The sequence below is a fragment of the Stutzerimonas stutzeri genome (genome assembly GCF_024448985.1).
In the GTDB taxonomy this organism is placed as follows: domain Bacteria; phylum Pseudomonadota; class Gammaproteobacteria; order Pseudomonadales; family Pseudomonadaceae; genus Stutzerimonas; species Stutzerimonas stutzeri_AP.
Genome location: NZ_JAMOII010000005.1, coordinates 173,139 through 196,531, shown reverse-complemented (window position 1 = coordinate 196,531; position 23,393 = coordinate 173,139). Strand labels below are relative to the sequence as shown.

The 23,393-nt window shown below is 56.7% G+C and carries 18 protein-coding genes and 1 pseudogene; 5 read left to right on the top strand and 14 right to left on the bottom strand.

All coding sequences use genetic code 11. The features are described from left to right. Positions 1 to 578: 578 nt before the first annotated feature. Both queD and NA647_RS09470 read right to left on the bottom strand, forming a co-directional pair. Complete coding sequence (gene queD, locus NA647_RS09475; protein ID WP_256057453.1) at positions 579 to 935, bottom strand: 6-carboxytetrahydropterin synthase QueD; 357 nt, start codon at positions 933 to 935, stop codon at positions 579 to 581. 195 nt (positions 936 to 1,130) lie between these two features. Then, positions 1,131 to 2,301: pseudogene (locus NA647_RS09470) on the bottom strand (IS3 family transposase). 197 nt (positions 2,302 to 2,498) lie between these two features. Between NA647_RS09470 and NA647_RS09465 the strand changes: the two are divergent. Both NA647_RS09465 and NA647_RS09460 read left to right on the top strand, forming a co-directional pair. Then, on the top strand, positions 2,499 to 3,815 hold the full coding sequence (locus tag NA647_RS09465) for a Na+/H+ antiporter family protein (protein ID WP_256057452.1): 1,317 nt from the start codon (positions 2,499 to 2,501) through the stop codon (positions 3,813 to 3,815). 130 nt (positions 3,816 to 3,945) lie between these two features. Further along, positions 3,946 to 5,004 (top strand): AI-2E family transporter, encoded by a 1,059-nt coding sequence (locus NA647_RS09460; RefSeq protein ID WP_336604947.1) that lies wholly within the window; start codon positions 3,946 to 3,948, stop codon positions 5,002 to 5,004. 37 nt (positions 5,005 to 5,041) lie between these two features. Here NA647_RS09460 and NA647_RS09455 read toward each other — a convergent pair whose 3' ends face one another. The 11 genes from NA647_RS09455 to NA647_RS09405 all read right to left on the bottom strand — a co-directional run bounded on the left by NA647_RS09455 (position 5,042) and on the right by NA647_RS09405 (position 18,488). Further along, complete coding sequence (locus NA647_RS09455) at positions 5,042 to 7,003, bottom strand: PhoX family protein (protein WP_272889624.1); 1,962 nt, start codon at positions 7,001 to 7,003, stop codon at positions 5,042 to 5,044. A gap of 214 nt (positions 7,004 to 7,217) precedes the next feature. After that, positions 7,218 to 8,813, bottom strand: coding sequence for an isocitrate lyase (locus tag NA647_RS09450; protein WP_256057450.1), 1,596 nt, complete (start codon positions 8,811 to 8,813; stop codon positions 7,218 to 7,220). A gap of 512 nt (positions 8,814 to 9,325) precedes the next feature. Beyond that, the gene (locus NA647_RS09445; protein ID WP_256057449.1) at positions 9,326 to 10,132 is read right to left on the bottom strand and encodes a secretin N-terminal domain-containing protein; all 807 of its coding nucleotides are present in this window, start codon (positions 10,130 to 10,132) and stop codon (positions 9,326 to 9,328) included. Next, positions 10,129 to 10,755 carry a histone acetyltransferase HPA2 gene (locus NA647_RS09440; protein ID WP_256057448.1) on the bottom strand — a complete coding sequence of 209 codons (627 nt, stop codon included), beginning with the start codon at positions 10,753 to 10,755 and terminating at the stop codon, positions 10,129 to 10,131. Before NA647_RS09440 ends, NA647_RS09445 begins: the two co-directional genes overlap by 4 nt. A gap of 6 nt (positions 10,756 to 10,761) precedes the next feature. Continuing rightward, entirely contained in the window at positions 10,762 to 11,187 is a 426-nt protein-coding gene (locus NA647_RS09435; RefSeq protein WP_256057447.1) for a GNAT family N-acetyltransferase, read from the bottom strand. After that, complete coding sequence (locus NA647_RS09430) at positions 11,180 to 12,346, bottom strand: cupin domain-containing protein (RefSeq protein ID WP_256057446.1); 1,167 nt, start codon at positions 12,344 to 12,346, stop codon at positions 11,180 to 11,182. The genes NA647_RS09435 and NA647_RS09430 overlap by 8 nt, the downstream gene beginning before the upstream one ends. Positions 12,347 to 12,422: 76 nt before the next feature. Continuing rightward, entirely contained in the window at positions 12,423 to 13,793 is a 1,371-nt protein-coding gene (purB, locus tag NA647_RS09425; protein ID WP_256057445.1) for an adenylosuccinate lyase, read from the bottom strand. 92 nt (positions 13,794 to 13,885) lie between these two features. Then, complete coding sequence (hflD, locus tag NA647_RS09420) at positions 13,886 to 14,509, bottom strand: high frequency lysogenization protein HflD (RefSeq protein ID WP_256057444.1); 624 nt, start codon at positions 14,507 to 14,509, stop codon at positions 13,886 to 13,888. Further along, positions 14,506 to 15,636 carry a tRNA 2-thiouridine(34) synthase MnmA gene (mnmA, locus tag NA647_RS09415; protein WP_256057443.1) on the bottom strand — a complete coding sequence of 377 codons (1,131 nt, stop codon included), beginning with the start codon at positions 15,634 to 15,636 and terminating at the stop codon, positions 14,506 to 14,508. The genes hflD and mnmA overlap by 4 nt, the downstream gene beginning before the upstream one ends. Positions 15,637 to 15,702: 66 nt before the next feature. Further along, the gene (locus NA647_RS09410) at positions 15,703 to 16,143 is read right to left on the bottom strand and encodes an NUDIX hydrolase (protein WP_256057442.1); all 441 of its coding nucleotides are present in this window, start codon (positions 16,141 to 16,143) and stop codon (positions 15,703 to 15,705) included. A 119-nt stretch (positions 16,144 to 16,262) separates the two neighbouring features. Next, positions 16,263 to 18,488, bottom strand: coding sequence for an NADP-dependent isocitrate dehydrogenase (locus NA647_RS09405; RefSeq protein WP_256057441.1), 2,226 nt, complete (start codon positions 18,486 to 18,488; stop codon positions 16,263 to 16,265). A 356-nt stretch (positions 18,489 to 18,844) separates the two neighbouring features. Here NA647_RS09405 and icd point away from each other — a divergent pair, with 356 nt between their 5' ends. Further along, positions 18,845 to 20,101, top strand: a complete 1,257-nt coding sequence (gene icd / locus NA647_RS09400) for an NADP-dependent isocitrate dehydrogenase (RefSeq protein ID WP_256057440.1) — start codon at positions 18,845 to 18,847, stop codon at positions 20,099 to 20,101. 54 nt (positions 20,102 to 20,155) lie between these two features. On the opposite strand, the gene cspD is transcribed toward icd, so the two are convergent. After that, positions 20,156 to 20,413 (bottom strand): cold shock domain-containing protein CspD, encoded by a 258-nt coding sequence (gene cspD, locus NA647_RS09395; RefSeq protein WP_131651968.1) that lies wholly within the window; start codon positions 20,411 to 20,413, stop codon positions 20,156 to 20,158. Between the two features lie 213 nt (positions 20,414 to 20,626). On the opposite strand from cspD, the gene clpS reads away from it, so the two are divergent. Both clpS and clpA read left to right on the top strand, forming a co-directional pair. Further along, entirely contained in the window at positions 20,627 to 20,989 is a 363-nt protein-coding gene (clpS, locus tag NA647_RS09390; RefSeq protein WP_131651969.1) for an ATP-dependent Clp protease adapter ClpS, read from the top strand. A 29-nt stretch (positions 20,990 to 21,018) separates the two neighbouring features. Next, on the top strand, positions 21,019 to 23,289 hold the full coding sequence (gene clpA / locus NA647_RS09385) for an ATP-dependent Clp protease ATP-binding subunit ClpA (RefSeq protein WP_256057439.1): 2,271 nt from the start codon (positions 21,019 to 21,021) through the stop codon (positions 23,287 to 23,289). Positions 23,290 to 23,393: the final 104 nt, after the last annotated feature.

The window sequence follows — 23,393 nt, the reverse complement described above, 5'->3', positions numbered from 1 at the left end:
AGATCAAGCAGATCGAATGCTATGAAGCGTTTTCCGTATCCAATAGGCAATCCTTAAGCGCTTGGCTTGTTAGGACCATTCGCGGCGTAAACGCGACGAAAGCAATTGGCCAAGCGTGCCGTTCGCCCTTTCATCTTTGATTGAAATGTAAAGAATAGCTACCCAACCACAGCCTTTCGTTGCGCCGTGCCTATCCAGGTTATCCATGATCAAGGCCACTTCGACCAAAGAATAAGAACTCAAGCGTAGCAACGGAAATGCGCCAAGGTGAAAAGGCAGCGAGAACGTTAGACGTCAACGAGATATCGGTGCCGACGGTGAGGATGAGCTGGAATTGCATGCCACTTGTCGAGCACGACGGCTCAATACGGCATGCTCATATTGCTCTTCCTGCTGGGCCTGTGGACGCTGGCTGGCACCTGCCGGCGACTACTATAGGCGAGATGAGCCTGTATGCGCGGCTGCCGTAGATGGCCTATGCGGGAAACGGCAGGAGAAGAGGGTATCCTCGTTCTTTGAAGAGGCTTAAGCCTCCCCATGCCAAAGTGGCCCGGCAGTGCAGGCCGTTTCAGTTCTCGCTAACTGCCTCGGTACTCACAGCCGCTAGTGCAAGTTTCATGGATGCGAATCCGAGACAGCTCCGGTATCAGCGGCTTCAGTTTGTCCCAAATCCATTTCGCCAGGTTTTCGCTGGTGGGATTCTCCAGGCCTGGTAAATCGTTCAGATAGTTATGATCAAGCTGTTCGTAAATAGGCTTGAAGATTTGCCGTATCTCGCCAAAATCACGAATCCAACCAGCATGCGCGTCGACCTCACCCTCTAGGTAAATGGCGACCCGGAACGAGTGGCCATGCAGCCGACCACATTTGTGGCCCTCAGGTACATACGGCAAACGATGTGCGGATTCAAACGTAAACTCTTTGAATATTTCCACTGGCCCATCCGAAAAGGTAAAAAATTTCTGCGGCGGCATTTTACCGTTTTGTATCCAGGGTGTCGCAGTGAAACAGATTAAGTGGGCTTGGCTATAAACTCGGATGTCGTGAAGCTCCTTCGAGGCTCCAAAGCTTGATCAGCAGCGAGGAATAAAAGTGGGCTCGCCCCTATCAAACCGGACACCACAACCCCGTTAAGTTGATGTTACGGCCAGCCGCCTGAACTCCCGAGGTGAGCGGTACTTCAGCGCGCTGTGCGGATGCTCTTCGTTGTAGTGTTCAAAAGCAATCGCCAGGTTGCGTAGCGCTGTCAGCCGTTCCGGACGGGGCATGTGGGAGATGTAGTCACGCTTCATCGTCTTCACGAAGCTCTCGGCCATGCCGTTGCGCTGCGGGCTGCACACTGGCGTAGTCAGCGGTATCAAGCCGAATTCCGAGCAAAGGCGCGCGCCTGTTCGGTGGTGTACGCCGAGCCGTTATCGCTCAGCTATTGAAACTGAGTGGCGGGCAGTGCCTGTCCAAAACGTTTCTCGACGGCTCCAAGCATGACGTCACGGACGTCGTCACCGCTGTAGCCACTCGAGCTGGCTACCCAGCTGATAGCCTTGCGGTCGCAGCGGTCCAAGGCAAAGGTCACCCGCAGCTTGGCGCCAACGCCACAACGTAATTCAAAACCGTCGAACGGGTATGCTCTCGCCCATTGTCACTTGGCCTTCATGACGACGAGCCACGCCGGGCTGCTTGCGGCGTTTCTCAAGCAGCAGGTCATGGTCGCGCATGACCCGATAAATCCGCTTCACGTTGACTACCGGTTCGGCCTGTCTACGTAGAAGCGCCCAGCGGTAGCCATAGCTGGACAAGTTGGAGATTAAGGCTTTGATCCGATCCACCAGCGCTGCATCGTTGAGCACGCGCTGCCGTCGAGCTTTCTAATCTTCAGGGGCCTGTTTTGATTCGAGCCGTCAGTGGGAGCGCAACACACCGAGACTTTCGCTGACCAGCTTCACTGGTCATCCTTCGGCAACAAGGGTGAGTGCGCAATCCATTATTGCGAACGGGCGATCTCCACGCTTTCTTGAGAGCTTGCGCTTCCATGGTCTTCTTGCCCAGCATCGGTTGCAGTTCACGATTTGCTTCATCGCATCGGCCAGCTCCGAAGCCGGGGCCAAGCCTCTCCGGCGCTCATCGCCGACAGGCTGCCATCCTGATAGAGCTTGCGCCAATGAAACAGCTGGTTGGGGCTGATGCCGTGGCGCCGGGTTGCCACCAGGACGCTGTGCCCGGGCTCAAGTCTCTCGCGCGCACCATGGTGTCCTTCTCCTCGACGCTCCAGCGGTGACGCCGCTCTCGGCCGAGTACGTCGATATGTTTGTCTTGTTAGTAGTCATAAAACACGACAGTTTGCCTTTCCCCTATGGCAAGGGGGGAACGGTGTCCGGTGTTTCAGGGGGCTCGCTCAAAAAAGCGACTTTACTAACGTACCTTTAGTTCTTTGACACCACAGCAGGGTTGCGGCAAATTACCCGACTTTTTATCGGCATTCGCCGTTTCGGGGAGTTGAAATGAATGCAGTAGTGGCCGCAGTCGGCATTATGCTGATTCTTAGCCTGTGCAGAGTTCATGTTGTCGTAGCCTTGATTACTGGCGCCATTGCCGGCGGCATGTTGGGTGGGCTGGGGATCGAAGGTAGCCTTGCTGCCTTCAATAAGGGGCTCGGCGGAGGAGCGACGGTTGCGCTGTCCTATGCGCTGCTCGGCGCGTTTGCGGTAGCAATCGGAAAAAGCGGGTTGGCCCATGCGCTGGCCGATAAAGCTCTGGCAATCCTAGGGACGAGAGAGGTGCAATCGGGTGGTTCAGTCAAGTGGATGATGATTGGGCTGCTGCTTGTAGTAGCAGTGTCGTCACAGAATATCCTACCGATTCATATTGCCTTCATTCCTCTGTTGGTTCCGCCCCTGTTGTACGTGCTAGGCAAGCTGCAGATCGATAGGCGATTGATAGCATGCGTGTTGGCGTTTGGCTTGATTACGCCTTACATGTTCCTTCCCGTTGGCTTCGGTAATATCTTTCTAACTGAAATTCTGCTCGCCAATGTCGCTAAGAGCGGTGTTGATATCACGGGAATTAATGTAAGCAAAGCCATGCTGATCCCAGCTCTCGGTATGGCAGCAGGCTTATTAGTTGCCATGTTTAGCTATCGCAAGCCGCGGGCGTACGTGCTGACGAAGTTAGATCAGTCGAAAGTGGAAAGCGTCAGTTATAGCCCTCTCACCTTACTGACTGCGGCGTTGGCAGTTGCGGCAGCGTTCATTGTCCAGCTGTGGCTGGACTCGATGATTATCGGAGCTCTGATAGGTTTCGTTATTTTCTCTGCCTCGGGGGTAGTGCGTTGGCGCGAGGCTGATGACCTCTTCACCGAAGGCATGAAAATGATGGCAATGATCGGTTTCATCATGATTGCTGCCGCAGGGTTCGCAGAAGTCATGCGTGAGACCGGTGAGGTGAAAACTTTGGTCGATGCATCTGCAGAGTGGATAGGTAACAGCAAGGCCACTGGTGCGTTAATGATGTTGGTGGTGGGGTTGTTGGTCACCATCGGCATCGGCTCGTCCTTCTCTACGGTCCCAATCATTGCGGCTATTTTCGTCCCGTTAGGGGTGGAGCTTGGATTCAGTCCTTTGGCTATCGTCAGCCTTGTAGGCACTGCGGGCGCGTTGGGAGATGCAGGTTCGCCGGCTTCGGACTCGACACTTGGCCCAACAGCTGGACTTAACGCCGACGGCCAGCACAACCATATCTGGGATACGGTAGTGCCGACATTCCTGCATTACAACCTGCCACTTCTGGCATTCGGCTGGGTTGCCGCCATGATCCTGTAAGAGGGTGAGCGCTAGCCCGTGTATCTCTCAAACGCCGTCCTCGTAACGGCGTTTGATTATTTTTGCTCTATGCCAAAATCGGCACTCCTCGCGGCAAACGCTGACTAATAAACACAGCCGCAGCGAAAGGATGCAAACAGTGAACTCAACCCTTGAGCAAAAAGTGTTTCTTGCGCTGTTGCTCGTCGTCACTATCGCTTTCTGCTGGATACTTTTCCCTTTCTATGGCGCCGTTTTCTGGGCTGTCATTCTTGCCATCATCTTCGCTCCGCTTCAGCGACGCTTGCACCAATATCTGGGCAACAGACGGAATCTGACTGCATTTATCACATTGATGGTATGTCTGATCGTTGCTGTGCTCCCGGTAATTCTAATTACCGGATTACTGGTTCAGGAGGGCGCTTCTCTCTATAAGCAGATAGAAAGCGGTGAGTTGGATGTCGGTAGCTTTGTCGGTACTGCAAGGGAATTGCTACCCGCGTCACTGGAGCAGCAGTTGCAGCGGTTCGGGCTAGGTGATGTCGACCAGATTCGTGAGCGACTTGCAAGCTGGGCGCTAGAGGGCAGCCAGTTTTTGGCGACCAAGGCCTTCAGCTTTGGTCAGGGTACATTCCAGTTCCTGGTCAGCTTTTTCCTAATGCTATATCTGTTGTTCTTCCTCATTCGAGACGGACGAGACCTGGTCGTTCGGATTCGACGAGCGCTACCGCTGAGCGATAATCAGAAGCGTAGATTATTCAGCAAGTTCACCCGTGTGGTCAGGGCTACGGTTAAAGGCAACATTGTGGTCGCAGCTACCCAAGGCTTTCTCGGCGGGGCGATCTTTGCAGTACTGGGAATTCCAGCGGCCGCGCTCTGGGGCGTTCTCATGGCATTCCTGTCGTTGTTGCCGGCGGTTGGAGCAGGGCTGATATGGACCCCGGCAGCACTCTATTTTTTGATGAAGGGCATGGTTCTGCAGAGTGTGATTCTTACACTCTATGGGATCCTGGTAATTGGCTTGGTCGATAACATCCTGCGGCCAATTCTCGTAGGCAGGGATACCAAGATGCCAGACTATCTGGTACTGATTTCAACGCTGGGTGGGCTCGCTCTGTTCGGCCTGAACGGTTTCGTGATCGGCCCGCTCATTGCTGCGCTTTTCATGTCGACGTGGGGCTTGTTCACTGCACCTGAGGGAACTCGCTAACGAGCCGCGTCCGGACCATGCCGGACGCGGCCGCAAGTTAAATTACTCGCCCGCCATCCTCGCGACTGATTATTACCGTGGCGGAACGTGGCCGGCGTCCTGGGCCATCGGGCCAGGTGCTGGAGTACTCGGTGGAGGTTGAACCTTCGCCCGGGTGTTGGATGTTAACGAACAGCGTACGGAAATCCGGTGTTGCAGTTATTCCTGTTACCTCGGCTCCTTTGGGGCCTACTAGGAATCGCTTGGTTTCGCCTGTTATGGGGTCTGATACCAGCATTTGGTTGTTGCCAAACGGCCCATTACTCAGCTGACCACCGCTCATATCGGTCTGTATCCAAAGCCGACCATCGTTATCGAACCAAAGTCCGTCAGGGCTCGCCAGAATATTCTCCTCGGTCAACGGTTTGCCGTGAGGATCACGGCTGTCGTTTTGTGGGCCGGCGAGAAGATACAGGTCCCAGTGAAATTGAGTACCGGAGTGGTTCTTCCCATCTTCGCGCCACCGAATGATATGTCCGTAAGGATTCGGCGCGCGTGGGTTTGCCGCGTCCGCATCCTGCCGAGCGCTGTTGTTGGTCAGCGTGAAATACACTTCGCCCGTGTCAGGGTGTACGGCTCCCCATTCAGGACGATCCATTTTCGTCGCACCGACAATATCGGCAGCGAGGCGGGTATTGATCAACACCTCGCCTTGGTCGGAAAACTCAACATTGGCGGCAGCACAAGCCTGTTGAAAATCAGCGTTTTCAATGTCAAGCGGCAGCCAGTCACCGCTGCCGTCTGGGTTGAATCGGGCAACGTAAAGCGTTCCTTCATCAAGAAGCTGGCCGTCGCTGCGCAGTGGGCGATACCTATCGCGGCTTACATATTTATAGATGTATTCATTTTGCGAGTCGTCTCCTGAGTAGCAGACCACTGGCCAGCCAGGCGTAACGGGCGCGAACACCAGTCCTTCATGTGCAAATCGGCCGAGTGCGGTGCGCTTTACTGGTGTGGAGTCCGGGTCGAACGGATCGATTTCGACGATCCAGCCAAACGTATTGGGCTCGTTGCGATAGTCGGCTCTGGGGTCCTGTGCCGTTGCTGTTGCGTCGAAGCGCTGGAATTCGTCACCCTGGATCGTTTCCCAGCCGTAACGGCTCGTCGAGCGGAGTCCGTAGCGCTGCAGATGGCGGGGCAGCTCGATGTCGCGATTTGCAAAATAACCTGCCCAGTTTTCCTCACAAGTCAGATAGGTTCCCCACGGGGTATAGCCGTTCGCGCAATTATTCAGCGTTCCCCGAGTGGACGTGCCGCTCGGGCTATAACGGGTCTTCATAAGATCATGGCCACGCGCGGGACCTTCGATCCGCATCGGTGTTGCGCCCGTGACGCGCCGGTTGCGGGCTGATGGCAATACCGCCCATTCGCCGCGGGCGTTGCGGCGAATCTCTACAATCGAAACGCCATGAGCATTAATTTCCTTACGAACTTCGTCGGCGTCGACGCGTTTGCCGTTAACGACGGTGGGGCCGTTGCGATGTAGCAATGGTGCATCGATGTATTCATGGTTGAGCGCGAGTAAGCCGTGATCGCTCTTGCGCCCCTTGAACTTGGCATCCATAGGGAAAAAGTGCATGCCGTCGTGGTGCATGCCAGTCTGCTGCGCCTGGTCTTCCGCGCTGTTGCTAGCGTCTTCGAGATACGCAGGATAGCTTCCGCAGATCGGCGTGCCCCAAGGGATGAACGCTGTTGCGGAGAAACCGGACGGCACAGTCACCGTGTCAGCTCTGGTAATGCTCACCGCACCAAATGGGAGTCGGGTCCGACGTTGGAAGGGCAAGCCACGATCGGTAGCTGGAGCTGCTGCGTTGGTAATCGCAGGTAGACCGCCGAGAAACGCAAGTGCGCCGACTGCCGCACCGTTGGCGAGTACCTTGCGCCGCCCCGCGTTGATGACATCCTGAATATGGGGATTGGCTGAACGGTTGCTCGGCAATTCGTCACCGTTGCCAAACATAATGTTGTCGCTATTGTCAGTCACGATGCAGCTCCATAGGTAATCGACGGAACTGTGACGCTAGGCTGAACGCGCGACAGATTAATGACAATCCGACAGCGACCGACAAGCGGTTCGTTTGATGATTTTTTGAACACAAACAAAGAGCCCCGGTATCTACCGGGGCTCGTTCTTACACCACCAGTTCGAGCCGAGGCCCGAACCTGAACCGTTCTTAGTGGAACTGGTTCATGGTGTTGTCTTTACCGCTTGCCTTCAGAGCAGCTTCGCCAGCGAAATATTCCTTGTGGTTGTCGCCGATGTCGGAGCCAGCCATGTTCTGGTGCTTGACGCAGGCGATGCCTTGGCGCAGTTCCTGACGCTGAACGCCCTTAACGTAGGCCAGCATGCCTTCTTCTGCGAAGTACCCTTTGGCCAAATTGTCAGTCGACAGCGCAGCGGTGTGATAAGTCGGCAGCGTGATCAGGTGGTGGAAGATACCGGCGTGGGCGGAGCCATCCTTTTGGAAGGTGCGGATCTTCTCATCAGCCACCTGGGCCAGTTCGGTTTCGTCGTACTCTACGCTCATCAACTTGGCGCGGTCGTAGGCAGAGACATCTTTGCCTTCGGCGACCATGGCGTCGAACACTTGCTGACGGAAATTCAGGGTCCAGTTGAACGACGGGCTGTTGTTGTAAACCAGCTTGGCATCAGGAATGGTCTTGCGGATTTCATTGACCATGGCCGCGATCTGCCCAACGTGCGGCTTTTCGGTTTCAATCCACAGCAGGTCGGCGCCGTTCTGCAGTGAGGTGATGCAGTCCAGTACGCAACGCGCTTCGCCGGTGCCCTTGCGGAATTGGAAGAGGTTGCTCGGCAGACGCTTCGGACGTAACAGCTTGCCTTCGCGCTTAATCACGACGTCGCCGTTGCCCAGTTCGGCTTCGGTGATTTCTTCGCAATCCAGGAAGGAGTTGTACAGATCGCCTAGATCGCCCGGCTCTTTGGTCACGGCGATCTGCTTGGTCAGGCCTGCACCCAAGGAGTCGGTACGCGCAACGATCACGCCATTGTCAATGCCTAGCTCGAGGAACGCGTAGCGAACGGCCGCGATCTTGGCGAGGAAATCGGCATGCGGAACGGTCACTTTACCGTCCTGGTGGCCGCACTGCTTCTCGTCGGAAACCTGGTTCTCGATCTGGATGCAGCAGGCGCCTGCTTCGATCATGCGCTTGGCCAGCAGGTATGTGGCTTCCGGGTTACCGAAGCCGGCGTCGATATCGGCAATGATCGGGACGATGTGAGTTTCGTAGTTGTCGATCTGGTTCTGGATTTCCGCTGCTTTGGCGCTGTCGCCAGCTTCGCGAGCGGCATCCAGGGCTGTGAACAGCAGGTCCAACTCGCGAGAATCAGCCTGACGCAGGAAGGTGTACAGCTCTTCGATCAGGTCGGAAACAGCAGTCTTCTCATGCATCGACTGGTCCGGCAGCGGGCCGAATTCGGAGCGCAGCGCGGCAACCATCCAGCCGGACAGGTAGAGGTAGCGCTTGTTGGTAGTCTTCAGGTGCTTCTTGATGGAGATCAGCTTCTGCTGACCGATGAAGCCATGCCAGCAACCCAGCGATTGGGTGTAAACGGACGAATCGGCATCGTACTCAGCCATGTCCTTGCGCATGATGTCGGCGGTGTACTGAGCAATCTCCAGGCCGGTCTTGAAACGGTTCTGAGCACGCATACGGGCAACGGATTCAGGGTTGATAGCGCTCCAGCTGCTTCCAGCTACTTCTTTCAGAGCGGCAACGGCCTTGATGTCGTTTTGATAAGCGGACATGGTCAATCCTTTCAAAAAAATTCGTGTTTGGTTGAGCACCGACTGTTCCCACCGAAACCTACGTGCTAATCGCATGATGATGCGGGCGACACGCGGCAGAGCGTCGAAATACCGACCGGGACGAGGATTGAACCTAAGAGAGGAGGGTGTGCAGTTACGACCGCAGAAAGATTCGGCTAGCTGTGGAATGATCGTGGCATTCCGGCACACAGCGGCTCAGGCCGTCGGGCGACTCAGCAGAACTGACATCTTCGAGCTGATGCGTTAATCGCTTCCCCGTCCCTCAGGACGACTCGTTCCAGTCGCAACCTCGTCAGTCCGCCTTGTGGGCAGTACAGTCACGGATCGCCTCTGCTGGTTGGCGGAGTGTGATCCGGAGGCCCGTGGCAGGGCCCCTGATTAGCGGGAGCGGGGCCATGATGCTCCGGCCAAAATGGTTCGTCAATTGTTTTGTAGTGAAAATTTGATGGCACTACATTTTTCTACAAATCATCAAACTTCGCTAAGCCGTTCTATTCCAGCATGTCGACTTTGAGTCGTAGCGACAGATTCTGGCGGCCTTCAGTGGAATAGCGTCGCAGCGTTGCGCTGTCATTGGAGCTGGCGGATTCGTCGATGCTGCCAAGCGATATCCACTCACCGAGGCGTCCGCTTACACGAGTATCGGTCTGCTGCACATTGATAGTATCCGGCTGAAAGGAGCTCATTCGGTCGTTATGGCTGCTAACGGTGACCTGCACTTGATCACCATGAACCGTGGCAGTGGCGTAGAAGCCGCGCGTGACATTCTGATATTGAGTCTGCTGATAGATCTGGCCGTAGCCATCGGCGCCAGTGGTGGTAATAGGCACGCTTTGGCCGACCTGTATCAGAGCAGGGTAGCCCTCGGTAACCTGAATCTGTTGAACGCCTCCGGCTTGGCTGTTGGTGCTGCGACGGGTGATGCGGGCCTGATCACTGCCTCTGGCTTCCCCGCGCCCGGTCTGGATTTCCACGTCACCGATACGGGCGGAACCATCGACTCGATAGCCATTGTCACTACTCATCGCCGAGTTTTGCGTATCGACACTGATGAGCAATCGATGGGGCTCAGTATCGATCTGGGACAGCACATCCTGCAGCTCAGCGATTACATCGGAAGGCGCGTTCACGATCAGCTGATTCCCGTAAGCGTTTACCTTGCCTTGATTGCCGACTACCGATTGCGCGATTGGCAATACGTCTTTGGCCATGCGAAATTCGAGAGGGATTACCTGTGTCGCGGCATGAAGCGAGAGGCTGACGAATGCCAGGAACACGGCGAGGAGATAGCGCTTCATAGCAGAAAACTCCGCAGGTCAGGGTCGGACAGGCTGTGGTCCCAGGCGTTATCGAATAATCGCTGTCGCTGACGGGCGCGACCGGGATCGCGGTACAGCGCATGGCCGGAAAATTGGTTCGGCTCAGGGCGAACCAGCACGCCACAGTTGTCGGCTATCAGGAAGGTGCATGCTTGCATCGGATAGTCTGGATGAAATTTGCGAATCGCCAAGTTGCTGGTCAATCGGCGTGCCAGCGTAACCAGACGATGCCCTTGCTTGACGGCGCGGGAGGAATCGCCGACCAGAATACGCAGGCGATTGCGTGGGTGTGCCAGAAGAAAGTGCGAGCAAGCCTGCTGAATACAGCTGTGGTTGTACAGCCAGGGCTCCAAGTCTGGAGTGTAAATATTCAGACTACGTCGGGCCTGTTCAATCAGCGCTAACGCATGCTGGCGAGCCTCAACCGCGCTGTTGAAGGCCTGAGCCGGGCTACTACCCAGAACGAATGGAGCAGAGCTCCATTGCTCCGAGCCTGTTGGCGATGCCGGTGGGTTAGTGATTTCGAAACGACCCGGCGAGTGAAAATCGATATCTGCCAACTCTGCGGAGATGGTTGGTCGATCCGGGTCATTGCGATTCATAGTGGATCAGTCGCTCTTTCGAAGCATATCGACGTGGGGCAGGCCCGCTTCCAGGAACTCGTCGCTGATCACTTCAAACCCGAGGCGTTCATAGAACGAGGTGGCATGGACCTGGGCGGTCAGTCGTTGTTCGCGGAGACCACGACGTTCTGCTTCTTCGATCGCGGCCTTCATCAGCGCGCCTCCAACATGCACCCCGCGCCAGTCGCGCAGTACGGAGACGCGACCGATATGCCCATCATTCAGCAAGCGCGCCGTGCCTATGGGATAGCCACTTTCAAGGGCGAGGAAATGCACGGCCTCGGCATCGTCCGCGTCCCATTCAAGCTCAGGCGGCACCGACTGCTCGGCGATGAAAACGGTCTCGCGAATTCGACGCAAATCGGCGTTGTCCTGCTGCCAGTCGGCGATGCGAACTTCTATATCACTCATCAGCAAACTCCAGACTTCCCTGCTTGACTAACTGCCACACCAGATTACGCCCATCTTCGTCGTTCAGCCACGGTGCGAGGTTTTCCACATGTATCGCATCAGCGGAGCAAATCAGTTTCAAAAGATCTCTCAAATGCGAAGGCAGCAAGCGGCTTTGGCCGCTGGCGAATAGCAGAAGACCAATGTCGACCTCGCTCCAGGCCAAGCGCGCGCTGAGATTGCGTATCAGGACCGCGCCATCTTCTAGCGCAGCAAGTAGCGCATGCTCTTCCATGTCCGGGCCCTGCACGCGTTCCGGATAGCGAGGTTCGGTCATGAACTGGCCAAACCAAGTGAGCAGCAGGCGCTCATCGCCCATGTGTTCGGTGAGCATTGCCCGCAGCCGATCAAGTGCGTCGCTCTGGATCTGGTAGGGGTCGTCGGTGGGAGTGAGATCAGCGTCGCTATAGCGTTCTTCGTCGGGTAGGAATTGAGCAAGAAAATCGGTGAAGTGTGTCAGGACTTCAGCGGCGCTGGGCGCCCTAAAGCCGAGCGAATAGGTCATGCAGGCATCTTCGGCGATGCCGAAATGCGCCAGCCTAGGTGGCAGATAAAGCATGTCGCCGGGTTCCAGAACCCATTCATCGGTGCCTTGGAAATCCGCAAGGATGCGCAAGTCGGCGTGTTGCAGCATGGGACTATCGCCGTCACACATCTGCCCTACGCGCCAACGACGTTGGCCCTGAGCCTGCAGGAGGAAGACGTCATAGTTGTCAAAATGCGGGCCGACGCCGCCGCCCGGGGCCGCGAAGCTGATCATTACGTCGTCGATGCGCCAGTTGGGGAGAAAGCGGAAATGCTCGATGAGCTCGGCAACTTCTGGGACCAATTGGTCGACCGCCTGAACCAGCAATGTCCAATCGCGCTCCGGTAGGTTCTGGTAGGTGTCTTCGCTGAATGGCCCGCGGCGCAGCTCCCAGGGGCTGTTGCCATGTTCGATGACCAGGCGCGACTCAACTTCCTCTTCCAGCGACAGCCCGGCTAGTTCGTCGGGCGAAACCGGACTTTCGAACGAGGGAATCGCTTGACGGATAAGCAGTGGTTTTTTTTGCCAGTAATCGCGTAGGAACTCGCGCGCGCTTATGCCGCCGAGAATTTGCAAAGGAATATCGGAAGTCATGCAGGTACCTTGCTCTGCTACAGAGCTGCAAATAAAAACGCCCGGCACAGCCGGGCGTGCAAAAAGAAGGCGTTGTTCAGATCCGCTTGGCCTGGGCGGCCGCGTTGCCGATGTAGCCAGCCGGGCTGAGCTTGCGCAGCTCGGCTTTGGCTTCGGCCGGTATATCCAGACTTTCGATGAAAGTTTGCAGAGCCTCGGGGCTGATGCCTTTGCCTCGGGTCAGCTCTTTGAGCTTCTCGTAGGGATTTTCGATGGCGTAGCGGCGCATCACCGTCTGGATCGGCTCAGCCAGCACTTCCCAGCAATTGTCGAGATCTTCGGCGATACGCGCCTGGTTGAGTTCCAGCTTGCCAATACCTTTGAGGCTCGCCTCGTAGGCGATGAGGCTGTGGGCAAAGCCGACGCCAAGGTTACGCAAGACTGTAGAGTCGGTCAGGTCCCGCTGCCAACGGGAAATAGGCAGCTTGCTCGCCAAGTGCTGCAGCAGAGCATTGGCGATTCCCAGATTACCTTCGGAGTTCTCGAAATCGATCGGGTTAACCTTGTGCGGCATTGTCGAGGAGCCGATTTCACCAGCAACGGTGCGTTGCTTGAAATAGCCCAGCGAGATGTAGCCCCAGATGTCTCGGTCGAAGTCGATGAGGATGGTATTGAAGCGCGCCACGGCATCGAACAACTCCGCGATGTAATCGTGAGGCTCGATCTGGGTGGTATAGGGGTTCCAGGCCAGGCCCAGGTCGTTTTCGATGAATTCGCGTGCGTTGGCCTCCCAGTCGATATCGGGATAGGCAGACAGGTGCGCGTTGTAATTACCGACAGCGCCGTTGATTTTGCCCAGCAGCGGAACGGCTTCGACCTGTGCGATCTGCCGCTCGAGACGATAGACCACGTTCGCCAGTTCCTTGCCTAAGGTCGTTGGCGAAGCGGGCTGGCCATGGGTGCGGGACAACATGGGAACATCGGCGTGCTCGACCGCCAACGCGCGAATGGCATCGGCCAGTTGGCGCATCACTGGTAGCAGTACGTTGTCGCGACCTTCACGCAGCATCAATGCATGGGATAGATTATTGATGTCTTCGCTGGTGCAGGCGAAGTGGATGAATTCGTTGACTTTGGCCAGCTCGGGCAGCTGCTTGGCCTGCTCTTTCAGCAGGTACTCCACTGCTTTTACGTCGTGGTTGGTAGTGCGCTCGAACTCCTTGACGCGCTCGGCATGCGCCAACTCGAAGTTTTCAGCCAATTGATTGAGCAGCGCATTGGCTTCCGAGGAGAAGGGCGCGACTTCCGGGACGCCGCTGTGCGCGGCCAGACGTTGCAGCCAGCGCACCTCGACCTGAACGCGGCAGCGAATCAGACCAAACTCGCTGAAAATGGGGCGCAGGGCGCTGGTTTTGCCGGCGTAGCGGCCATCGACGGGGGAAACCGCGGTGAGCGTGGAAAGCTGCATAAGAGGCATCTCGGCAGTCGAGCAACGAAAAGAGGGCGCAGATTATACATGAAAGCGACGGAATGACCGTCGCCGTGCCGCGTCAATGGCGCTTATTCCGACCGGAGCATGGGGTACAGCGCATCGAGGAGTTTGCGTCGGCTGAATACCATCTGCCAACGGTGCCCACCGAGCTGGCGCCACAGCCGCGCGGAACGAATTCCGGCCAGAAGAAGCGCGCGGATCTTGGCGGCATTGTCGCTTTGCTGGAGGTGACGCATGTCGCCTTGCACCTGGATGCGCTGCCGGAACGTGCTGAGCGTGTCCTGGTAAAGACCGCCGAAAGAGGCGATTACGTTTTCGTGAGTCAGCCCGAAATGGTCGACCTGCTGTTGTATCTGATCGAGGCGACTTCCTATGACCTGTAGCAAGTCGCTGCGTTTATCCAGCTGACGCTCCAGGCCAATCATGGCCAAGGCATAGCGCAATGGCTCGCGCTGCAGGCTGCTGGTATCGCGCTCCAGCGCACCGACGAGTGCTCGATAGCCGTCGCGTAGATTGAGGTCGTCACCACCATAGATTTCCCGTGCCGGTTTGTCCTCCCGAACGAGCAGGCTGCCTAGCATGCTGCCTAGCGCGGCGTTCGGAACCTGACCGGTGCGGGCGATCCGGTCGACCAGCGCGGCGGCTTCGAACACCGCACCGAGCGCGATCAGCTGCTCCTGTAGGGGCGTCATGAGCGAGCTCCGGCAAACCAGGGTTCGGCAGTTTCGATGACGCCGCCACCGAGGCAGACCTCGCCGTCGTAAAACACCACGGACTGTCCCGGCGTGACGGCGCGTTGAGGTTCATCGAATATGGCTCGATAGCCATTGGCGGTCTGCTCCAAGGTGCAGAGCTGATCGCTCTGGCGGTATCGAACCTTGGCGGTGAGGCGTAGAGGTGCGGACAGCTCCAACGGATTGACCCAATACATCTCGGAGACGAGCAGGGCGCGGGAGAACAGCCAGGGGTGATCATTGCCCTGTCCCACCACCAGGACGTTGCGCTCGAGATCCTTGCTCAATACGTACCAGGGTTCATCGCCGGCATCCTTGAGGCCGCCAATGCCCAACCCCTGCCGCTGACCGATGGTGTGATACATGAGGCCGTGGTGGCGACCGATGGTTTCGCCATCGATGGTCTCGATATCGCCGGGCTGGGCTGGCAAGTATTGCTTGAGGAAATCGCTGAACCGGCGTTCACCGATAAAGCAGATACCCGTCGAATCCTTCTTTTTCGCCGTCGCTAGACCATGTTTTTCGGCCAGGACCCGGACGGCTGGTTTTTCCAGCTCGCCGACGGGAAACAATGTCTTGCTCAGCTGCTCGCCGCCCACGGCATGGAGAAAGTAGCTTTGGTCCTTGTTCGGGTCGAGGCCCTTGAGCAGCTCGCTGTGTCCGTCGGTGTCGCGGCGGCGCACGTAATGGCCGGTGGCGATCAGGTCCGCACCCAGCGCCAGAGCATAGTCAAGAAAGGCTTTGAACTTGATCTCGCGGTTGCACAGGATGTCCGGATTGGGCGTTCGGCCAGCCTTATATTCGGCTAGGAAATGTTCGAACACGTTGTCCCAGTATTCAGCCGCGAAATTGGCGGTATGCAGCCTGATGCCGAGCCGATCGCAGACGGCCTGGGCGTCGGCCAGATCCTCGCGCGCGGTGCAGTACTCGGTGCCGTCATCTTCCTCCCAGTTCTTCATGAACAGGCCTTCGACCTGATACCCCTGTTCGAGCAGAAGCAGAGCGGAAACCGAAGAATCGACGCCGCCGGACATACCGACGATGACGCGCGGGTTTTCAGGAGCAACGGACGTTGAATCAGACATAAAAGCTCAGAGCTGACTGCAAAGGATCGGATTCTAACAGGCTGACCAAGCCTGCGGTTATGCGGATCAGTCGCGTATCACCGCAAGGTCGTACGGCGGTCCCGCCAGATAATCGTCAATGCAGCGAATGATCAATTCGCTGCGCCAGCGTTCCGGCTGCGCTGTCAATTCATCACGAGACAACCAGTGAGCCGCGACAATACCGTCGTCCAGCTGGCGCTGGGTGTGGTGAAGAATCGGGCTGGCTGCGAAGCAGACACGCTGATAGGTCACACCGTTGCTCGGTGCAGTGTAGAGATAGATGCCGACCACACCGCTCAACTCGACCTCCCATCCTGTTTCTTCAAGCGTTTCGCGTACCGCTGCTTGCCGCAGCGTTTCGTTGGGTTCGAGATGGCCTGCCGGCTGATTCAGCACCAACCGGCCACCTTTCGATTCCTCAACCATGAGAAAGCGGCCATCTGCTTCGACGATAGTCGCAACTGTGATGTGGGGATTCCAGGTCATGTTCGGGCTCCTATGTCCTTTGGCTGATAGTAGCGTCAGGGTGTGCTGGAGAAACGAAAACCCCGGCACGGGGCCGGGGTTTTCAGTAACGCAACGGCGCTAGGTTAGCGCCAGCCGGCTCAGACCATTGCCGCGAGTGCGGCGTTGAAGGTCGCGCTTGGGCGCATTACCTGGCTGGTCAGCTCTGGGTTGGAGCGGTAGTAGCCACCAATGTTGACTGGCTTGCCTTGGACTTCTGCAAGTTCAGCAACGATAGCTGCTTCGTTTTCGCTCAGCTGCTTGGCCAGCTGCGCGAAGTGAGCCTGCAGCCCCATATCTTCGGTTTGTGCCGCCAATTCCTGCGCCCAGTACAGCGCCAGGTAGAAATGGCTGCCTCGGTTATCTAGCTCGCCAGTGCGACGCGATGGCGACTTGTTATTGTCGAGCAGCTTGCCGGTGGCGGCGTCCAGCGTCTTGCCGAGCAGCTTGGCTTTCGCGTTGTCTGTCTTGATCCCGGTTTCTTCCAGCGATACCGCAAGCGCCAGGAACTCTCCGAGCGAATCCCAGCGCAGATGGTTTTCTTCAATCAGCTGCTGCACGTGCTTGGGTGCCGAGCCGCCCGCGCCCGTTTCGTACATGCCGCCACCGGCCATCAGCGGGACGATCGAGAGCATTTTAGCGGAGGTGCCGAGCTCCATGATCGGGAACAGGTCGGTCAGGTAGTCGCGTAGTACGTTACCGGTAACCGAAATGGTGTCCTGACCGCGGACCAGGCGCTCCATGCTAACGCGGATGGCTTCGTTGTAACCCATCATGCGGATATCCAGGCCGGTCAGGTCATGGTCTTGCAGGTAGTTTTCAACTTTCTTCTGAAGCTCGCGATCGTGGGCGCGCTCCGGGTCGAGCCAGAAAATGGCCGGGGTATTCGACAGGCGGGCACGAGTGACGGCCAGCTTGACCCAGTCGCGGATCGGCGCGTCCTTGGTCTGACATGCTCGCCAGATGTCGCCTTCCTCGACTTCATGCTGCATCAGCACTGTACCGTCGCTCAGCACGACGCGCATGGTGCCGTCGGCGGTCATTTCGAAGGTTTTGTCGTGGGAGCCGTACTCTTCTGCCTTCTGTGCCATCAAACCGACGTTGGGCACAGTGCCCATAGTGGTCGGATCGAACGCGCCATTGGTTTTGCAGAAGTTGATCATTTCCTGATAAATGCGGGCGTACGTGCTTTCCGGCATCACCGCCTTGGTGTCCTTCAATGTGCCGTCCTTGCCCCACATTTTTCCGGAGCTGCGGATCATTGCCGGCATCGAAGCATCGACGATCACGTCGCTAGGGATGTGCAGGTTGGTGATGCCCTTGACCGAGTCCACCATGGCCATTTCCGGGCGGCGGCTGTAGCAGGCGTGGATGTCGTCCAGGATTTCTTCCTGCTGCGAGGCGGGCAGGCTCTTGATTTTGTCGTGGACGCTGCTCAAGCCATTGTTCGGATTGACGCCCAGCTCTTTGAACAGATCAGCGTACTTATCGAACGCTTCCTTGTAGTAGACACTCACGGCATGACCAAAAACGATTGGATGGGAAATCTTCATCATGGTTGCCTTGACGTGCAGCGACCACATGACACCGGTTTCCTTGCAATCCTGCAGCGTCTTCTCGAAGAACTCGCGCAGCTTCTTGCAGCTCATGAACATGCTGTCGAAGACTTCGCCCTCTTCGAGCGTAAGTTGCTTCTTGACCTCAACCTTACCGTCTTTGCCAACGAACTCGATGCGCACGTCACCGGCCTTAGCCATGGTGACGGATTGCTCGCTGGAGAAGAAGTCGCCACCGCGCATGTAGTCCGCGTGGGATTGCGACGCCATGCTCCACTTGCCCATCGAATGCGGGTGCTTGCGAGCGAACGCCTTGACCGCGGCAGGCGCGCGGCGGTCGGAGTTGCCTTCGCGCAGCACCGGATTCACCGCACTGCCAAGAACTTTGCTGTAGCGAGTGCGTATCTCTCGCTCCTCGTCAGTCTGCGGATCTTCCGGGAAGTTCGGGACGTTGTAACCCTGAGCCTGGAGCTCGGCGATGGCGTTGCGCAGTTGCGGCACCGATGCGCTGATGTTCGGCAGCTTGATGATATTGGCTTCTGGCTGAGTCGCCAGAACTGCCAATTTGGCGAGATCGTCATCGATCCGCTTATCCGCGTCCAGTTGATCCGCGAAGGCCGCAAGAATGCGTCCTGCAAGAGAGATGTCACGTGTTTCGACGGCTATGTCAGCGGAAGCGGCAAAGGCTTCTACAATAGGCAGAAGCGAGTAGGTGGCTAGCGCCGGGGCTTCGTCGGTGAAGGTGTAAATGATCTTCGAGCGGGTGGACATGTAGAGTTAACTCTCTCTTGCTGAGCGTGCACAGAATCTCGAAACGCAGGTAGGCGGCCTGGCTACGTTTATTGAGCCAGCATCGAGATTCGCCGCGATGATGTTGGATGCAGCACCACTAGAGTGTTGAGTGTTCGATCCGTCCGGCTGCGGTTAGCAGCCTGGCGGTACAGGGCCAAGGGTCTCGTTGGCTCCTCATGACTCGTTAGTCACCTAAGCAGTATATCACTGCGGCTCGTTGTCAAAAAATGCCCGTGGCCATAGACCAATGAACAATATGGTTTCGGCTGATTCAACTGGGTTACTCTTCGGAGATGACCGCTGTTTAATGTTTAACCACAAAAACGGAGTCCAGCATGGGATACCAAAAGATCCAGGTGCCTGCCAACGGTGACAAAATCACCGTCAATGCCGATAACACACTGAACGTTCCCGACAATCCAATCATTCCCTATATCGAGGGTGACGGGATTGGCGTCGATATCAGTCCGGTGATGATCAAGGTGGTCGACGCGGCTGTAGAGAAAGCCTATGGCGGCAAGCGCAAGATCTCCTGGATGGAAATCTATGCTGGCGAGAAAGCGACTCAGGTCTACGACCAGGACACCTGGCTGCCGAAGGAGACGCTGGAGGTCGTTCGTGACTACGTAGTGTCCATCAAAGGGCCACTGACCACGCCGGTTGGTGGCGGTATCCGTTCTCTCAACGTCGCACTGCGCCAGGAGCTGGATCTGTACGTTTGCCAGCGTCCTGTTCGCTGGTTTACTGGTGTGCCGAGCCCGGTCAAGAAGCCGGCCGATGTTGACATGGTCATCTTCCGTGAGAACTCCGAGGACATCTACGCCGGTGTCGAGTGGAAGGCGGGCTCTGCGGAGGCGGAGAAGGTCATCAAGTTCCTCACCGAGGAAATGGGCGTCAAGAAGATCCGCTTCACTGAAAACTGCGGCATCGGCATCAAGCCGGTTTCGCTGGAAGGCACCAAACGGCTGGTTCGCAAGGCGCTGCAATACGCAGTGGACAATGATCGCAGCTCGGTGACCTTCGTGCATAAAGGCAACATCATGAAGTTCACCGAAGGTGCCTTCAAAGAGTGGGGTTACGAAGTCGCGCGTGATGAATTCGGTGCCGAGTTGCTGGATGGTGGGCCATGGATGCAATTCAAAAACCCGACCACCGGCCAGAACATCGTCGTGAAGGACGCCATCGCCGACGCCATGCTTCAGCAGATTCTGCTGCGTCCGGCCGAGTACGATGTCATCGCCACGCTTAACCTCAACGGCGACTACCTATCCGATGCGCTGGCGGCGGAAGTGGGGGGCATCGGTATCGCGCCGGGCGCCAACCTATCCGACACCGTGGCCATGTTCGAGGCGACCCACGGCACCGCGCCGAAGTATGCCGGCCAGGATAAGGTCAACCCCGGCTCGCTGATCCTCTCGGCTGAGATGATGCTGCGCCACATGGGGTGGGTGGAAGCGGCGGATCTGATCATCAAATCTACCGAGCGTGCAATCGCTGCGAAGACAGTAACTTATGACTTCGAGCGTCTGATGGAGGGCGCGAAGCTGATGTCCTGCTCGGAATTTGGTGATGCCATGATCTCGCACATGTAACTGCGCAGAGACACAAAAAGGCCGATCGCAGATCGGCCTTTTTGTTGCCTGGGATCAGGCGTCTACGGTTGCGCTCTGTAAAACAGGTGCCGCTACATCCACAGTGGTCTGCAGCGACCTGATGTTGGTTGCATGCAGGCCCTTGGGACCTTGCAGAATATCGAACATGACCGCTTGCCCAGCTTTTAGAGTTCTGTACCCTTCCATCTGGATGGCCGAGTAGTGGGCGAACAGGTCCTCATCGCCGCCGTCTGCTACGATGAATCCATAGCCTTTGGCGTTGTTGAACCACTTGACCTTACCGCTTAGCATGCTGTTATCCCTCTGCAAAGGAGTCCATCACTGGAGTAACATCCATTTCATTCCGCGCTGATGCAGCACTTGGCCCACAAGCGCAGCCCGTTGCCGTTGTGGCACTTACTGTTTGTATCATCGTTTTGCCGATAGTCAAGGCGACTCGTCAGGTGGCTGTGAAGCCTTTCCACTTACCCGGCCTCGGCGCCCCGATTTAGAACTGTCATACGCATGCGTGCATCTCCAACATTTCAACTAATATTCAATCAGGATCGTCCAAAACCGTTGGATGACGACTCTTCCGGCTTGGCAGTCGAAGAAGCCAAGCCGCAACTGAAGGCACCACCGATGTTCAAAGTTGTCATGTTTAATGATGACTACACGCCGATGGATTTCGTCGTGGAGGTGCTCGAAGGAATTTTCAATCACAATCGGGAGGTCGCCACTAGAATCATGCTGGCGGTTCATACCGAAGGACGAGCCGTCTGCGGTGTCTACACACGAGACGTTGCCGAAACCAAAGCGATGCAGGTCAATCAATATGCAAGGGAGTGCCAGCATCCGTTGCTTTGTGAGATCGAGAAGGACGGTTAAACCCGACTGCTGGGTAAGAGGTGAAAGCTATGTTGAACCGTGAACTCGAAGTCACTCTGAATTTGGCTTTTAAGGAGGCTCGTACCAAGCGTCATGAGTTCATGACGGTCGAGCATCTCCTGTTAGCTCTGCTGGATAACGAAGCGGCCGCAACGGTACTGCGCGCCTGCGGAGCCAGCCTCGATAAATTGCGCCATGACCTACAGGAATTCATCGATTCCACCACGCCTCTGATTCCCCAGCATGACGAAGAGCGCGAAACCCAGCCAACCCTGGGTTTCCAGCGAGTGCTTCAGCGGGCGGTTTTCCATGTACAAAGTTCTGGCAAGCGCGAAGTCACTGGTGCGAATGTGCTGGTTGCGATCTTCAGCGAACAGGAAAGCCAAGCGGTGTTCTTGCTAAAACAGCAGAACGTCGCTCGTATCGATGTCGTCAATTATATTGCTCACGGCATTTCCAAGGTGCCGGGTGATAACGGTAATCCTGACGGCGATTCGGAAATGCAAGATGAGGAGGGTGGTGAGTCCGCCACGTCGGGCAACCCGCTCGATGCCTATGCCAGCAACCTCAACGAACTGGCTCGCCAGGGCCGTATAGATCCACTCGTCGGCCGCGAGCATGAAGTCGAGCGAGTCGCGCAGATCCTGGCGCGTCGTCGCAAGAACAATCCGTTGCTGGTTGGTGAGGCTGGCGTCGGTAAGACCGCGATTGCCGAGGGCCTGGCAAAACGCATCGTGGACAATCAGGTACCGGAGCTGCTTGCCGATAGCGTTGTTTACTCTCTAGATCTCGGTGCCTTGCTGGCCGGGACCAAATACCGGGGCGATTTCGAAAAACGTTTCAAGGCGCTGCTGAATGAACTGCGCAAACGTCCGCAGGCAGTTCTGTTTATTGATGAGATTCATACGATCATCGGAGCTGGCGCGGCGTCGGGTGGTGTGATGGACGCCTCCAATCTACTCAAGCCGTTGCTTTCGTCCGGAGAGATTCGCTGTATCGGGTCGACCACATTTCAGGAATTCCGCGGTATCTTCGAGAAGGATCGGGCTCTGGCCCGGCGCTTCCAGAAGGTCGATGTTTCCGAGCCGTCAGTGGAAGACACCATCGGCATTCTGCGTGGCCTGAAGGGGCGCTTCGAGCAGCACCACAGCATTGAATACAGCGATGAATCGCTCCGCGCTGCTGCTGAACTGGCTTCGCGTTATATCAATGATCGACATATGCCGGACAAGGCGATCGATGTGATCGACGAGGCGGGCGCGTTCCAGCGCCTACAGCCGGAAGATAAGCGCGTCGCTCGGATCGATGTGGAGCAGGTTGAAGATATTGTCGCCAAGATAGCGCGTATTCCACCCAAGCATGTCAGTACGTCTGACAAGGAGCTATTACGCAACCTGGAGCGTGATCTGAAGCTGACCGTTTTTGGTCAGGACGATGCGATCGATTCGCTCGCCACGGCAATCAAGCTGTCGCGTGCTGGGCTAAAAGCGCCTGATAAGCCTGTGGGCTCGTTCCTCTTCGCCGGCCCTACCGGCGTCGGTAAAACGGAGGCCGCGAGGCAATTGGCTCGGGCGTTGGGTATCGAGTTGGTACGCTTCGACATGTCCGAATACATGGAGCGTCATACCGTGTCGCGTCTGATCGGCGCTCCGCCCGGCTACGTTGGTTTCGATCAGGGTGGGCTGTTGACCGAGGCGATTACCAAGCAACCGCACTGCGTGCTTCTGCTTGATGAGATCGAGAAGGCGCATCCTGAGGTGTTCAACTTACTTCTGCAGGTGATGGATCACGGGACGCTGACGGATAACAACGGCCGTAAAGCCGATTTCCGCAACGTCATTCTGATCATGACTACCAATGCGGGCGCAGAAACCGCAGCACGCGCTTCGATTGGCTTCACCCATCAGGATCACGCATCCGATGCGATGGAGGTGATCAAGAAGAGCTTTACGCCGGAATTCCGCAATCGCTTGGACACGATCATTCAATTTGGCCGCCTGAGTCACGAAGTCATCAAGAGCATCGTCGACAAATTCCTCATCGAATTGCAGACGCAGCTTGAGGATAAGCACGTCACGCTTGAGGTGTCCGACGCGGCGCGTGGTTGGCTAGCGGAGCGTGGCTACGATGTGCAGATGGGTGCGCGACCAATGGCTCGCCTGATCCAGGACAAGATCAAGCGACCATTGGCCGAGGAAATTCTGTTCGGTGAGCTGGCGGAGCATGGCGGTGTGGTGCACATCGATATTCGTGATGGCGAGCCGTTCTTCGAGTTTGAAACCTCGGCTGAATTGGCTTAACGCATCAGTATCGCAGCACTGACAGAAACGCCCGGCATTGCCGGGCGTTCTGTTTGGATCATCCGGCGGAATGCAGAACGCGTGGGCTCGCGAGGTTTGGTGAT